This is a genomic window from Glaciihabitans sp. INWT7 (genome assembly GCF_014217685.1).
Lineage (GTDB): Bacteria > Actinomycetota > Actinomycetes > Actinomycetales > Microbacteriaceae > Lacisediminihabitans.
In genome coordinates, this window is the sequence record NZ_CP043653.1 from 887639 (window position 1) to 902528 (window position 14890).

Here is a 14890-nt window from a genome sequence, read left to right on the forward strand (position 1 = left end):
CGGGGACGTCTCACTAGCCCGTGCTCGAAAAACGTATTTTGCCCACCGATTGCCCGCACATGGGCGAGGACCAGTCGTTTTTGTTCGATCACATTGGCGCCAGATCCGTCGCGGGTTCAGGTTCGGTACTCACCGCAAGCTCCTGCTTCGAATCGTCACCGTTTACTCACCGGAATTAGCCGCGACTGACCGGCAAGGACCGGTTACAATCGGAAAAGCGAGCCATCCGGTTCCCTATAAAATCAAGGAAGATTCGTAGGCATCCGCTCTCATACCGGAATAACCCGAAGTTTCGTTGGGTGATCCAGAGGTCGCAGGTTCAAATCCTGTCCCCGCAACAGAGGGTCATTCCGGAAATTCAGGTCGTAATTTCCGGATATTGATCGAAGAAGGACCGGGACGACTGAGAAGTCGTCCCGGTCCTTTTTTTGCGCAGTCAACTTGAGTGATCTTGGCGCTCACTCGCTGCCTTCTCTGGTTAAACAGCAATTCGGCCTGCGTTTGGGCAGGCCGAATTTTGTGGGTTCTTCGTAGGAATTGCAATCTGGACTAGGCGGTTTGCCGGTCAAGTCCCAGGTAGTGGTGTAGCCGGTTTTCCTTCGAGCTAAGGATTATGCGCTGAGGGCCAGTTCTGGTTCGGTCACCTCGCTTCCGGTGTCGGGGACGAGGGTGAGGCGGGATTTGGCGAGGATGTCGAGGCCGAGGTAGCGGCGGCCTTCGGCCCATTCATCGGTCTGTTCGGCGAGGACGGCGCCGACGAGGCGGGTGATCGCGTCTCTGTTGGGGAAGATCCCAACGCTGTCGGTGCGGCGACGGATTTCTCTGTTGAGGCGCTCGTTGGGGTTGTTCGACCAGATCTGCTGCCAGAGTCCTTCGGGGAAGGTGGTGAACGCGAGGATGTCCGCTCTGGCGTTGTCGAGGTGTTCGTGGGCGTCGGGGAGTTTCCCGTCGACGTAGTCCAAGAGCCGGTCGAATTGGGCGTGAACGGCGTCAGCGTCGGGTTGGTCGTAAACGGAGTGGAGCATCGCTTTCACGGCCGGCCAAAGACTCTTCGGGGTCACACTCATCAGGTTCGCGGCGTAGTGGGTGCGGCAGCGTTGCCAGCTCGCTCCGGGCAGGTTCGCAGCGATCGCTTCGACCAGGCCGCGGTGGGCGTCGGAGGTGACGAGTCGGACTCCGGTCAGGCCGCGTGCAACGAGATCGGCGAAGAACGTGTTCCATGCCGGGCCGGTCTCCGAGGTGGCGACTTTGAGGCCGAGGACTTCGCGGCGCCCGTCGGCGTTGACCCCGGTCGCGACGAGCACGACCGCGTTGATGACCCGGCCACCCTCCCGGACCTTCATGGTCAACGCGTCGGCGGCGACGAACGTGAACGGGCCCGCATCCCCCAACGGACGGTGACGGAACTCGTTCACGTGCTCGTCGAGCTCCGCGGCCATCCGAGACACCTGCGATTTCGATAACGAGTGGATCCCGAGCGTCTTGACGAGCTTGTCCATGCGGCGGGTCGAAACGCCGGCGAGGTAGCAGTCCGCGACGACCGTGATCAGCGCAGTCTCGGCCCGTTTGCGGCGCTCGAGGAGCCATTCCGGGAAATACGTTCCCGAGCGTAGCTTCGGGATAGCGACGTCGATCGTCCCGGCCCGGGTATCGAGGTCACGATGCCGGTAACCGTTCCGTTGGGCGGTGCGATCGGGGCTGGCCTTGCCCCACTCGGCACCAATCACCGCGTCGGCATCCGCCGAGAGCAGCGCATTGATCATGGTTTGCAGCAGGCTGCGCATCAGATCGGGGGACGCATCGGTGAGGGCTTCGCCAAGAAGGCGTGCAGGGTCGACAATATGTGGAGCGGTCATCGTGATGATGCCTTTCGAGTAGAGGTAAGAGACTTCTCGAAGGTCTCACACGGTGACCGCGCTTACGTCTCGCGACGAGCCGGCCACCAGGAGTTACACCACTTTATGGGGCACTACTTCGTGGCTGTGGGTTGAACGAAAGGGGACGCGTTTCTGCCCGGGGTTCCGCCTGCAGGATTCGGATGAAAATCCCGCTGTGATCTATCGAATTGCCGAAGTCGCCGAAGAAGTCGGTGGAGTGGTTCGAGCGTCATCCTCTGGCTCTGTTCACCAAGCGGAACCTTTCGCGGGGACCGACCCATCGACCACCTCAGCGCCCCGAACCTTGTCGCAACCGCAAAGACGGTGTGGGAGACGGACTGGTAGGGAGCCCGACCCGGAGGATTTCGCGAGATCCACCAAGGTCATCTCCGAAAGTATCGGCTGGGGACAGCTTGTTGTCTGTCGGTACCCAGCCTGTGGCGACACGAACCCTGCGCGGGTTTTAGTTCAATAACTCCATTTCGAGTGAACTCGTGTCCAAGATTGCGAGGGAGTTCGCTTTGCCGTCCGCATCAAGGACAACGACGCGGGCTTCGAACTCCTGCTTCCCCGGGAATCGTCCCGTCACGTCGTGGAAGAGATGGTAGTGGCCGCCGACGGCCAGCCGAGGCGTCGTCGCAAGGAACGCTCGCAGGAACATGTCTTGACCTGCATCCGCGTACGCGAGGTCAGCCGGCGACCACATCGCCGCGTTGCTGCGCAACCGATCGTTGAGGCTCTGCGTTGGGGGACTGTCGTGGGCGAGGAGTATGTCGGCGTGCTCGGTACCGAGAGACTCGAGGTCCGATTCGGTGATCTGCTCCTGCTGCCACCAAGAAACGCCAATCTTTCGCCGGCTGCGATCGATGGAATTCGCACCACCCATGCTGGCGATGCTGGTTCCGGACGGTGTCGTCGCGCGCCATCCGCGGGGAAGCAATGCAACCCGTCCGCTGAGCCAGCGAAGCCCGTTCGCATCGGGTTCGATCGCGAGTAGCCGGTCGTAGTTTTCATGGTTCCCTCCGGTCACGAGCGCGACGGCTCCGACTTTTTCGAGAACGTCGTCGATCATTCGGAGGACGCGATCTTCTTTGGGTCCACCGCTCCAAACGAAGCCGAAGTCGCCAAGGAAGTGGACCTCAGTTATCCCACGCGCGCCAAGCACTTTGATGGCGTTGCGAGTCACGTTGAGGTTCCCGTGGACGTCACCGACTAGTCCGATTCGACCGGGGGAGAAATGAGCCAAGGAAGTCCCTTCGTCGTGCCTTGGACTCAGACGGCGTTGGCTGAGGCGATCTGACCGGCAGCTCTCAGCACCTCCGCGGTGCGACCCGCATGCAACGCCTCCGCGGGGGTGAGAGTGTCAAACCGTGCGGCTGGCCGGTTCAGCCACAGGGCGCTACCGAGGGCATCCCGGTTGTCGGGATCGATCAGTTTCAACACATCGGCAAGGTGGGGAGGCGCCTCGGCCTTTTCGTTGAACTGCCATGCCGGGTACACGACGGTCCCCGAGGCGGACTTGAGCACTAGTAGTCGCCTCTGCCGGGCTTGCTTGCTGATCGCTTGCCTGGTCACTCCCCTCCATGTGGCCAAATCAGCCGCCCGATAGAACGGCCCAACCAGTCCGTCGGCCTCGCACTTCGTCGAAAACATCGATGCGACCCGAACAGCAACCAGGTCAGCTAGTTTCGCGAGCCCATGGTTGACCGAGGTATCAACGGAGGGATAGACCGCCATCGCGTCGTCAAGGTGAACGGTGCGCGCAATCCGATCGGCGAGCAGCACGGCGAAGACTTCGTCATCCGTCTCGCGGCTATCGGCAGACCCAGCTCCACCTGCAATCTCTGGTTCCCGAAGGAGGCGCTCTGCACTCATTGAACCCTCCTCGCAACATCCGGATGTCGACACCATGATTATCGAACCTTGTCAACCTTGTCAACCCTGCCCGACGGCCGTCGCACTTGATGCAGCTGGCCCTCGGTGTCTTGACCCTCCATCGTTGGCCCGTGGATCTAGAAGCCGTGCCCGAAGATGACCTCAAGGCGATAAGCGTCACGTGCCCAGCCTGACCGGCGCCGAACTTGAGCTCGATCGTCTCCCCGTCACGCGGACACCGGTCCCAGAGAAGGTGTGGGTGTGGGTGCGGTACAGATACGGGGCGAGCTGCATCGAAGCGGACCTGGGTTACGCCGGACCACATGTAGTGCGGCTCGCCATCGGCCTCTCAATCCCTACGATTAGAACTGAACTCTATTAACTCGTGGAATCGACGGGCTGTGTCGTCGGGTTGGCGAATGTGGAGAGAAGTTCTCCGATACGATGCGCACGGTCCAGCGGATGCCGTAGCGGCATAGCCGTGTTGAGCCGGTAGATGTTGCGTCGGCCATCACGTTCCCGCTCGAGGTAGCCGGCCTCCTCCAACTCGGTCACGATGCGTTGCGCTGCCCGCTCGGTGATACCGACCTGTTCAGCCACGTCCCGCAGTCGGGCATTCGGATTGTCCGCTACGCACAGCAGCACGTGGGCGTGATTCGTCAGAAACGTCCAGTGCGCCATCCCTCTATTCTCCCCCAGCGATTCAGGTTCCCCGCATTCTCAATTCCCGATACCCAATACGTGCTATGTTTTTCGTGTTTTGATTAACATGTTTTGAAAGGCCGGTATGTTCACCAGTCGATCGGGCGGTTCGGCCGAGGTTGTCGCCCGCCTCGTGGCGACGATGATTGGTGTCGGATTCGTGGTCGCGGTCGCTGCAATTCCAGTTGTCTTCGCGTCGACCATTGTGTCGGTGGGGGTAGGTCAGACGACTCTTCAGCTGGATGGTCTCGCGGTGGTGCTGTCGGCCCTGGTGCTGGGGCTCACTACCTTGATCCAGGCTTTCGCGATCCGCTACCTTCGCGGCGACACTCGCCAGCTGTGGTTTGTGGCCTCTTCCACCCTCCTGACAGGATTCACCCTGCTGATGGTGTGCGCAGGCTCGGTGGCGGTGTTCGCGGTCGGGTGGATCGGCGCCGGGGGCGCTTTGCTGTTGCTCTTGGCGACGTATCGGCCGTTGGCTCAGGCTCAGCGAGGGGTGCGGTCCACCGCGCTGAGGTTCATCATCGCCGACAGCGCGTTTGTGCTGGCTGTGATCTTGCTGCTTGCGGCATCCGGAGGGGACGTGTCCTGGGCGCAGCTGGCCGCGGTGTTTGCGGCCCTGCCCCTACCGGGTGAGTTGATCGTGGCGGCATTGCTCGTGACGGGCGCGTTGGCGCGCTCCAGCCAGGTTCCGTTCCAGGGCTGGCTGCCTTTTACCTTGGCCGCACCCACACCCGTATCCGCGCTGATGCACGCCGGTGTCGTCAACGCGGGAGCGATCCTGCTGTTCCGATTCGCTCCCGTCATTGCGATGCACGCCTCAGTCATGACGGCGGTCTTTCTGGCGGGAGCCGCGACACTCACCTACGCCGCGGCAGTCCGGTTGGTGCGGGCGGATGTGAAGGGCCGACTGGTTTTTTCGACCATGGGGCAGATGGGATTCATGATCATGGCTTGCGGCCTCGGCTTGTTCGCCGCGGCGATCTTCCACCTGATCGCCCACTCCCTCTTCAAGTCCGCACTATTTTTGGGAGCCGGGATGGGCGTAAACGAGCACGCCATCGACCGGGACCTACCACCCGTCAAACCGCACACACGTGCATCTATCGGTGTATCGATCGTGGTGGGGGTCGTGGTGCCGACCGCAACGCTGCTGGCCGTAAACCTGATTCTCTTCCCCACCACCTCAGCGGCGACGCTCGGGTTGCTCGGATTCGTTTCCCTCACGGCCTCCGTCGCGCTGGCCTTCGCGCTAATCACGAACTTCACCGTGCGAACCTTCGCGGCCGGCATCGGCGCGACCGTGCTTCTCGCGGCCGGTTATGTGGTGTTCCTGCACAGGTTCACCGAAGCTCTTCAACCCGCGTTCCCGATCTCCGCTGCCCCTGCCTGGCTGCTGCTGCTGCCCGCGCTCGGCCTGCTGGGACTGCAATTGCTCGCCAGCACGCGGTGGCTCACCGGCGTCCGCGATCTGCTCTATGTCCGATCGTTGACCGCGACCGTGCCTCGTCCGCCGACTGCCCCAGGAGTTATGTTATGAGTTTGATTCTTCGCGCGCACATCGCCTCCGCCGCACACAACATCATGCCGGGGTGGCCGATCCAGTCGTTCATCGCGGTGAACCCCCTGGCGGGACACGAGCCCATCTCCTTCCACAGCGTCACTGAGCGAAACGTTGCACTCACCCGTGAACATCGCGCGTATCTGGCGGATCTGCGGGAGGGTCGCATCACCGAAGCTGACCTAGAGCAGGCGATCAGCGAACGAATACCGGAACTTGCTCGCGCCACGATCAGCGTGATCGGCCAGGAAGTGGCAGCCGTCCGGATCGCAGTGCTCGACATGACCTCCGTGCAGGGAAGCCCGACCAGGACGGCTGCGCCCGTACCGGCTTCCCGCTCGATGCTGTGGCTTGATGAGTATCTGGCCGCATGGCTCCCTTCATACGTGACCCTCGATCCGCTCTGGCCGATGCCGCACAAACAGAAGGGGCTGTTTGGAGCATGGCGATGGCTGGCAAACCAAGACACGTCCTTGCCACGGGCGGTACGGCGCGCCCTTCGCGATGTGTCGGTGTCGGCAGATGCCGCGCTGGCCTGGGCCCTGGAGCGACTGGCTGTTACGCCCGAACTGATCCGCAGCACTCTCGCCCAAGAACTCGAGCACCTGCCGGGCTGGGTCGGCTACATCAAGTGGCGTGCAGAGAAATACGGCGACATCGACTTGACCTCTTATCTGGCCATCCGTTTCGTGCTTCGCGCGCTGCTCACCATCCCCCTGACACCGTCGCCGATCCCTCCTCTGGCCGATGAGAGGGCGCTGCTGTGGCAGCGCGCCGAACACCTCACAGCTCGTCTTAGCGAACATCCCGCTCGTCAGGACGTCGCGGCCGTCGCCCGCGTGCTGGCCCACCACCGGCCAGACGAACACCGATTCACCTGGCAAAAGGCATACGAACTGAACTACCGCAGCTCCCTCCTCCCGTCACTGAGTTCCACAACACCGCCGATGAAAGCGCGGCCACAGCTTCAGGTGGTGATGTGCATCGACCCCCGTTCAGAGGGAATGCGACGCCACCTGGAAGCCTCGGAAGCGGTGGAGACGTTCGGTTTCGCCGGGTTCTTCGGAGTACCGGTTCGCTTCGCCCGCTATGGCGCCCGGGGAAGCATCGACTCTCTCCCGGCTCTGCTCACGCCACGCCACAGCCTCACAGAACGGCCCGCTCTACCCCTCCAGGCTGAGGAGCATCTCGCGCGCGGTCGCGCCCGAGATGCGGTGCGTCAGGCGGCCCATATTGCGGATACCAGCACCGGGACCCCGTTCGCGTTCGCGGAGACCACTGGCTGGTTCTACGGCGCCACCAGCTTCCTGCGCACCTTCACCCCCACGCTGTACCAGCGCTTGCGCCGCGCCCTCGCCCGCCCTGATCCGCTGCACGGTTCGGTGACGATGGGGGAGGCGTTCACGCTCGAAGAACGGGCTGGGATCGCCGAGACCGCGGTGAGGATGATGGGCCTTTCTGACTTCGCACCGCTGGTGGTACTGGCAGGGCACTTCTCAGAATCCGTCAACAACCTCTATCAGTCCGCTCTGGACTGTGGGGCGTGCGGAGGAAACCCCGGAACCGCAAACGCCCGTGCTGCGACGGCGATCTTCAACGACAGCGCGGTGCGGGCGATGCTTCTCCTCCGCGGGATCGACATCCCGGACGGGACGGTGTTTGTCGCAGCCGACCACAACACCACCCGCGACACCATCACCGTGCTCGACCGGCACCTCATCCCCGACAGCCATCGCAGCCTGATTTCCGACTTCGAGGGATTGCAGCGCGCTGCCGGGAAGAAACTGCTATACGAGCGCGCGGCAGATCTCCCGGGAGCGACAAAACGGCAGTCCGTGCCCCGCCTGAGGGCCAGGGCGGATGACTGGGCGGAGGTGTACCCCGAGCTCGGGCTCGCCGGAAACGCTGCTATGATCATCGGCCCTCGCACTCTCACCCGCGGTGTGGACCTCAGCCGACGCGTTTTCCTGCATTCCTACGACACCGCCCTCGACCGCGACGGGACTGCGCTGGAGACGATCATGACCGCCCCCCTCGTGGTCGCGCAGTGGATCAACCACCAGTACTACTTTTCCGCCCTCAACCCCGACACCCTCGGTGCTGGAACAAAAACGATCCACAACGCCGTCGGCACCATCGGAGTGCTCGCCGGCCACGGCGGAGACCTCCGCCGCGGACTGCCGTGGCAGTCCGTCGGTCTCGGCACGAAACTCTTCCATGAACCGATGCGATTGACGGTCATCATCCAAGCCCCCCTTGACCGGGTCGGCGACATCATCTCCCGCAACCAAGCACTCAGACACCTGCTCGACAACGACTGGATCACCCTCACCGCTCGCGCCCACACCCATGCCCCCTGGCACCGCTACACCTCCTATGGGTGGCAAACGACCACCGCACCGATGAAAGGACAATCAACATGAACAACATGACCCTGATGACCCGACTGGAAGTGGTCGTCCCCGCTCGGGACGCACCCGACATCCGCGAACTGATCACCACTTCCGGCGCCACCGGCTACACGTCCGTCTCGGGAGTGTCTGGCATCGGCCATCACGGCCAGCACTCCGGCGCGCTTCTGTTCAACGAATACGACACCCTCACCATGATCATCACCGTCCTGCCCCCCGACAAAGCCAGCGAGCTCATCGACGCCATCCGCGAACTTCTCAGCACCTCGAGCGGAGTGATGTTCGTCGCCGACACCTACGTCTCACGGCCTGAATATTTCCAATGACCCGACCCCCCGCTGCCTACCTGGGCACTCACATCACCTTCGCCACCATGCACGGCAAAGAACACCTTGCCCGCGAAGCATTCCGGCACATTCTCGGCGCAACCGTCACCGCCCCACCGGACCTCGACACGGACCAGTTCGGCACCTTCGCCGGCGACATCCCCCGCATCCTCACGCCGCGAGATGCTGCCCGGGCAAAAGCCCGCCTTGGCATGCAGATCGCCAACACGCCATACGGGCTGGCTTCCGAAGGAAGCTTCAGCGCACGCTTCGGCCCACAGGTCGAACAGATGGAGATCTTGCTGTTCATCGACGACGACCTCGGACTGGAACTCATCGAAGGCACCCTCACCACTTCGCCCCTCCCCGGGGGAAGCACCATCGCCACTCCGCTCCGAGCGAGCGAATTTGCCCGGGCCCTAGGCTTCCCTGCCCAAGGGGTCATCCTGCAAAGCACGCAAGACGGGCACATCACCGCCCATAAAAACATCACCCACCTTGACGAGCTCCAGCGAACCGCCGAGGCACTACTTGCGAACGGATCGACCGTGACCGTACTGCCCGACTACCGTGCCCACCGCTCGCCCTCCCGAGCCGACACCATCCGCACCCTCTGCAATCACATGGCCAAACGCCTCGCCACGGAATGCCCTCAGTGCCGCACCCCCGGGTTCGGAAAAGTCGACGTGGAACACGGGCTACCCTGCTCACACTGTGGGGAAGCCACCCAGGTCATCGCCGCCGACATTCACGGATGCGGCATATGCCCCCACCGGGCACGAATTGCTCGAACCGAAACAGGCGCCGACCCCACCTGGTGCGACTACTGCAACCCCTAACCCGGCCTCGCAGACAGTCGCCGTCAGGAGCTGGACTGGGTCTTCGGAAACTCGCCCGCAAGCCGGACGTTGATCGCGACAGATCCACCGAACGCTCACCAAAGTCGGGGCAGTGTCGCTGGCGCCGATCGATAGTCAGCGGCACGCATCTATCGCCGATCAGCGGCACGCAACTATCGCCGTGTCCGTAAGACCCGCCCGCAATTAAGTCGCAAAAGGGTAGGTCAACCGCGACACGCTAGTCATCTCTTTGCCCTTTCCCCAGGACCGCTGGCTGTTGGCGATTCGCACCCATAGAGTTCAGCTGGAACTTTTTCAAGCTAAGCCTGGAATCACCAATCCGTCCTTCGGAAAGTGGCCAATCATTCCCGGGCTATATGGATTTCCGGAACCACCCACGAGATCAGAAGGCCCGGAATCATCGAGATTCCGAGCCTTCTGCGTTGGCGGGCAGAGTTGGCGGGCAGATCGCGATAGCGGTCGCACGCACCCTGTGGAAACGTGGGAATGGTTCGCCTGTCCCGCCGAGCAATCAGGCACGGGCCGAGCTTCGGGCACGTCGCTCGCAGCTGCCCTTTCCCCGGCGGGCGATCACGATTGCGGCGGGGGAGGGCGACCTCAGTTGAGGCGATCACCGTTCACTGTCAGGTCGGCGGCCGAGTCGATCTGCATCGCTTCGACGGTGCTGCTTGCGACCAGCTCGTCGATGAGCGCGCGCGTGCCCGCGACGATGGTCGAGTCGAAGTCGACCTCGGTCGCGGATGCCCAGGCGAGGTCTTCCGGCCAGATGATTCTGGGGCCCTCCGCATCCCACGCGTGCCGCACCCACCGGGCTGATTCCGGCCAAGCGGCGGCGGCGAGCTCGCTGACGCCGGCATCGAACATCAGGTGCTTGCGCCACGGGGTCTCGAGAAGACTGCCCTCGTCGGAGCCACCCGGGCGTAACATGCCGCCCCAGCCCTCCCACACGGCGATGATTCCGGCGTGGGGTGTGGAGGTGTGCCGCTCGAGATGCCGGGCGAGCGAGGTGACGGATGCGGCATCCAGGTGCCCCTGTCGAGGTTCGTCGTACCGCCAGTCGTGTGCATCGAGGAAGTGACCGTTGCGATCCGGCTCGCCTGCTCGCAGTCGGTCGAACTGCGCCAAGGGATGCATCGTCGTGCCGAACGCCCTCGCTACGGTCGCCCAGCTCACCCGCTCCTGTTCGATCTCCCCCGCGTGAGTGTCACCCGGCACCCATCCGCGCCAGGTCTCCGGTGCCGCGAGCCTGTCTCGCTTGGCGGGGTGGAAGACGCGCGCGTAGGCATCGAACCCGCTCGGAATGACGAAGTGGATGCTGCCCCAGCTCTCGACGAGACGCTCGCGATACCAGCGACCGCGCTCCACCTCACCCGTCCACCGCATACCGCCACGCTACTGCGCAGGGACCCTTACGACAGCACGTCCCGCAGCAGTTCCTCGTTCACGGAGGTGCGTGCGCGGGAGACGAGGTAGCCGATGCCGAGGAGGGCGAAGGGCAGGATCACGAGCACCCAGCCGATCGCGCTGAGCCCCCAGGGGGTCACGGTGGGGTCGACTCCGTCGGCGACGGTTCCGGCGAGAAGGCCGAAGCGCGACATGAGCAGGTACTCGCCGAGCACGAGTCCGATGGTCGCCAGCACGGGCGCGATGATCGTCTGGAACACGTTCTCGTCGCCCTTGTTGCGGTGGAAGTAGACCATGATCGCGATGCAGACGAGGATCTCGATGAGCACGATCGCCACGACGGACAGGCCGCTGAACCAGTAGAAGAGATTGAGGACCGGGTCGAGCTGGAAGGCGGCGAAGATCACGATGACGATTCCGGTGATCACCGAGGTGACGAGGGATGCCGCCGCCGGCGCTCCGCGACCGTTGACGGTGCCGAGACGGGCCGGAAGCACCCCGCCGCGACCCATCGCGAAGAGGTATCGGCTTGCGGCGTTCTGGAAGGCGAGGAGGCCGGCGAACAGGCTCGAGAGCACCAGGATCGACATGACCGTCGCCATCCACGGCCCGACGTACTGGGTGGCCAGCGAGAACAGGACCTCGGCGGGGGCCGCGAGGGGGACCTTGGCTACCGTCGACAGCTCGACGGTCTTGTCGACGACGTGGGAGGCGCCCATTCCGGTGACCATAGCAAAGGCGGTGAGTGCGAAGAGTACGGTGATCACGACGACCGCGAGGTAGGTGGCGCGCGGCACGACCTTCTTCGGGTCGCGGGACTCCTCCCCGTAGATCGCGGTCGCTTCGAACCCGATGAACGAGGCGAACGCGAAGGCGAAGGCGATGCCGGCAGAACCCGCGAGTCCCCCCGCGACGATCGCCGCCGGGTTGAACGATGCCCAGAAGTTGATGCCTTCCGGTCCGCCGTTCGCAAGGATGACGATGGACGTGATCACCAGCGCCGTGAGTTCGAGGAGCATCAGGCCACCGAGCACCTTCGCTCCGACATCCACTCGGAGAAGCGAGAGCACGGTGACGAGCGCCCAGGCGATGAGCGACCAGGCCCACCACGGCAGGACGCCGACCTGACCGGCCATGACGGCGCCGAAGAATCCGAAGATCGCGAGCTGAATCGCGACGTAGGCGAGGATCGAGACGAAGGCGGAGGCGATGCCCGCATGGCGTCCGAGTCCACGCCCGATGTAGGCGAAGAACGCGCCGGCGTTGGTGACCCGCTGGCTCATCGCGGCGTATCCGACGCTGAAGAGCAACAGGGTGATACCGACGACGAGGTAGGCACCGGGTGCGGCGGCGCCGTTGCCGAGCACGATGGCCACGGGCACGGCTCCGGTCATGCCGACGAGGGGGGCGGCGGCCGCGACGACGAAGAAGACGATGCCGACGGTGCCGAGCCGCCCCTTTTTGAGAGAGGTGTTGGCGTCAGTTTCGGAAGCGGGGGTGTCTTGGGCGAGTGCCATTGCGATACTCCTCATTGAGTTCGGGCTGAAATTCCGGGCGGGTCCGCAAATCGTCCGTATCCGAACGAGTTAGCTAACAATGGCGAACCACAGCCCCGCCGTCAAGTGATTCGGAGAATTTCATTCGGATACGAACAAGCCGGGATCTGGGCTACACTCTGGCGCTATGACTGCTCTGAACGGATTCCTCGCCCCGCTGACCCCCTCCGGAGCGAGCGCGCTCGTGCCGAAGCCGCCGTGGTACTACTCGGGAACGCTGCTGACCGTCGAATATCTCACCGATCCCGCGAACGTGCGTGCCATCCTCCCGCCCGACATCGACCTCGCCCCCGACCGCCCGGGCGCCGTCGCCATCATCTGGGCCGACTGGCAGTCGTGCAGCGAGGGCGGCCTCGAACTCCTCGACCCCGTGCGCGCCCAGTACCTCGAGGCCTTCGTCGTCGTTCGCTGCTCTCATCGGGGGGTCACCTACAGCCGCTGCGTCGCCATCTGGGTCACGAAGGACTTCGCGATAGGACGCGGATGGTTCCAGGGCTACCCCAAGAAGCTCGGTTCCGTGCACGTGACGCGCCTGTTCTCCCACGGCAAGGCGACGCCGCGCCTCGAGGCGGGAGCGCAGATCGGCGCCTCCCTCTCCGCCTACGATCATCGGCTGGCATCCGCCGTCGTCACTCTGCGCGAACCCTCGGAGGACAACGGATTCGTCAACGGACACCGGATGCTGCACAACCGCTTCATGCCGTCGATCAGCCAGGGCCAGGGCCTCTCACTCGACCAGCTCGTGAGCATGGGCGGCACCGACGCCGACCTCGGGCCGGCCTGGCGCGGGGACGCCGAACTCTCGCTCGCGGACTCGCCCTGGGACGAACTGCACTCGATCCTGCCCGTCGACGAGATCCTCGGGGGGTACTACCGCGAACTCGGAGTCACCTTCGCCGGCGGAGACCTGGTGGAGGACCGCTCGCGCGCGGTGTGACGCGCGGACGAGCGAGCTGCCGCTAGTAGTCCTCGAGATACTCGTCGAGCTCCCACCGCGTCACGTCGCGCGTGCTGGGATCCTCGCAGGCCTGCTCGTACCGTTCGACCTCATCACGCTTCAGGATGCTGAACACGTCGACCACAGCGGAGCCGAGCGCCTTGCGAAGCACGGTGTCGGCGTCGAGGGCATCCAGCGCCGTCGCGAGGGTGGTCGGAAGTACGGCGGCCGACTCGTTCTCGTACGACCAGCCGTCCGCGGTCGGGGGCACCTCGAGCTCGCGGGTGAGCCCGTCGAGGCCGGCCGCCAGCACCGCGGCGATCATCAGGTAGGGGTTGGCGGCACCGTCGCCGATGCGCACCTCGAGCCGCGTGCCGGCTCCGCGCTCCGGCGGCACCCGCACCATCGAACTGCGATTGTCGTGGCCCCAGTTTGCCCGGTAGGGCGCGAGGGTGTCGGGCCCGAGCCGCTTGTAGGCGTTGACGGTCGGATTGGTGAACGCCGCGAGGGCGGGGGCGTGCGCGAGGATGCCGGCGATCAGCCGGTTCGACGTGGTCGTGAGTTGCCCGTCCGGCTCGCACATGAGGTTCTTGCCCGAGGCGTCGACGACCGAGAAGTGCAGGTGGAAGCCGCTTCCGCCCTCGTCGCTCCACGGCTTGCCGAGGAAGGTCGCGAGTTTGCCGGTGCGCGCCACGATGTCCTTGATCGCGGTCTTGAACAAGAACGTGCGGTCCGCGGCACGCAGGGCCTCGCCGTGCCAGAGGTTGATCTCGTACTGCGAGGGGCTGAACTCGTGATTTCCGGCGACGACGCCGATGTCCATGCGGTCGAGCATCCGCATCAGGTGGAGGAAGGTGCCGTCGGGGTCCACCCAGGCGCCGGTCGTGTAGACCCGCCCGGTGCGCGTGAGGGCACGCTGCCACTCTCCGGCCTCGCCGCGCTCGGCGATGTAGAACTCCAGTTCGGGGCCGACGACGGGGGTGAGCCCGAGCGCGGCGTACTGCGCGATCACGCCACGGAGCACGGACCGGGGGGCGAGCGCGCTCGCGGACCCGTCGGGCTCGAAGGCATCCGCGATGGCGAAGGCCACCCCGGGCTCCCAGGGCATCATCGTCACGGAGCTCGGGTCAATGCAACTCACGAGGTCCTGGAGGCCGTCAGACATGATGTCGTTGCCGTCGAGCACCCCGCCCCGGGTGGTGGTGACCCAGACGCCCTGGCAGAAGGTGGGGCCGTTGGTGGCCGTGCGCTCGAGCTGGCTGACCAGCAGGTCTTTGGAGCGGGTGATCCCCAGGATGTCGGCATAGATCAGGCGAAGAACGTCGATGCCTTTCGCCTCGAGATCCGTGCGAAGAGCGGCTGCGTCGATAGTCATTGATCC

Annotated in this window: 12 protein-coding genes; 5 read left to right on the plus strand and 7 right to left on the minus strand. The window is 64.2% G+C overall.

Translation table 11 applies throughout. The features are described from left to right. Positions 1-611: 611 nt before the first annotated feature. The 4 genes from F1C58_RS04410 to F1C58_RS04425 all read right to left on the minus strand — a co-directional run bounded on the left by F1C58_RS04410 (position 612) and on the right by F1C58_RS04425 (position 4433). Positions 612-1856 (minus strand): IS256 family transposase, encoded by a 1245-nt coding sequence (locus F1C58_RS04410; RefSeq protein ID WP_185202876.1) that lies wholly within the window; start codon positions 1854-1856, stop codon positions 612-614. A 484-nt stretch (positions 1857-2340) separates the two neighbouring features. Then, a complete protein-coding gene (locus F1C58_RS04415; RefSeq protein ID WP_185202917.1) occupies positions 2341-3063 on the minus strand; it encodes a metallophosphoesterase in 723 nt (240 codons plus the stop codon). Positions 3064-3149: 86 nt separating this feature from the next. After that, positions 3150-3752: a hypothetical protein gene (locus F1C58_RS04420; RefSeq protein ID WP_185202919.1), complete on the minus strand. Its 603-nt coding sequence runs from the start codon at positions 3750-3752 to the stop codon at positions 3150-3152. A gap of 378 nt (positions 3753-4130) precedes the next feature. After that, positions 4131-4433 (minus strand): winged helix-turn-helix domain-containing protein, encoded by a 303-nt coding sequence (locus F1C58_RS04425; protein WP_185202921.1) that lies wholly within the window; start codon positions 4431-4433, stop codon positions 4131-4133. Between the two features lie 106 nt (positions 4434-4539). Between F1C58_RS04425 and F1C58_RS04430 the strand changes: the two genes are divergently transcribed. The 4 genes from F1C58_RS04430 to F1C58_RS04445 are packed head-to-tail and all read left to right on the plus strand — an operon-like array spanning position 4540 to position 9591. Further along, positions 4540-5994, plus strand: a complete 1455-nt coding sequence (locus F1C58_RS04430) for a proton-conducting transporter membrane subunit (protein ID WP_185202923.1) — start codon at positions 4540-4542, stop codon at positions 5992-5994. Continuing rightward, the gene (locus tag F1C58_RS04435; protein ID WP_185202925.1) at positions 5904-8438 is read left to right on the plus strand and encodes a DUF2309 domain-containing protein; all 2535 of its coding nucleotides are present in this window, start codon (positions 5904-5906) and stop codon (positions 8436-8438) included. The genes F1C58_RS04430 and F1C58_RS04435 overlap by 91 nt, the downstream gene beginning before the upstream one ends. Next, positions 8435-8752, plus strand: coding sequence for a DUF190 domain-containing protein (locus tag F1C58_RS04440; RefSeq protein WP_185202927.1), 318 nt, complete (start codon positions 8435-8437; stop codon positions 8750-8752). Before F1C58_RS04435 ends, F1C58_RS04440 begins: the two co-directional genes overlap by 4 nt. Next, entirely contained in the window at positions 8749-9591 is an 843-nt protein-coding gene (locus tag F1C58_RS04445) for a DUF6671 family protein (protein WP_185202929.1), read from the plus strand. The genes F1C58_RS04440 and F1C58_RS04445 overlap by 4 nt, the downstream gene beginning before the upstream one ends. A 618-nt stretch (positions 9592-10209) precedes the next feature. Here the strand turns inward: F1C58_RS04445 and F1C58_RS04450 are convergent. Both F1C58_RS04450 and F1C58_RS04455 read right to left on the minus strand, forming a co-directional pair. After that, positions 10210-10995 carry a hypothetical protein gene (locus F1C58_RS04450; protein WP_185202931.1) on the minus strand — a complete coding sequence of 262 codons (786 nt, stop codon included), beginning with the start codon at positions 10993-10995 and terminating at the stop codon, positions 10210-10212. 26 nt (positions 10996-11021) lie between these two features. Continuing rightward, positions 11022-12533: an APC family permease gene (locus F1C58_RS04455; protein WP_185202933.1), complete on the minus strand. Its 1512-nt coding sequence runs from the start codon at positions 12531-12533 to the stop codon at positions 11022-11024. 166 nt (positions 12534-12699) lie between these two features. Between F1C58_RS04455 and F1C58_RS04460 the strand changes: the two genes are divergently transcribed. Further along, complete coding sequence (locus F1C58_RS04460) at positions 12700-13509, plus strand: acetoacetate decarboxylase family protein (protein ID WP_185202935.1); 810 nt, start codon at positions 12700-12702, stop codon at positions 13507-13509. Between the two features lie 22 nt (positions 13510-13531). On the opposite strand, the gene F1C58_RS04465 is transcribed toward F1C58_RS04460, so the two are convergent. Beyond that, positions 13532-14884: a glutamine synthetase family protein gene (locus tag F1C58_RS04465; protein WP_185202937.1), complete on the minus strand. Its 1353-nt coding sequence runs from the start codon at positions 14882-14884 to the stop codon at positions 13532-13534. Positions 14885-14890 lie beyond the last annotated feature (6 nt).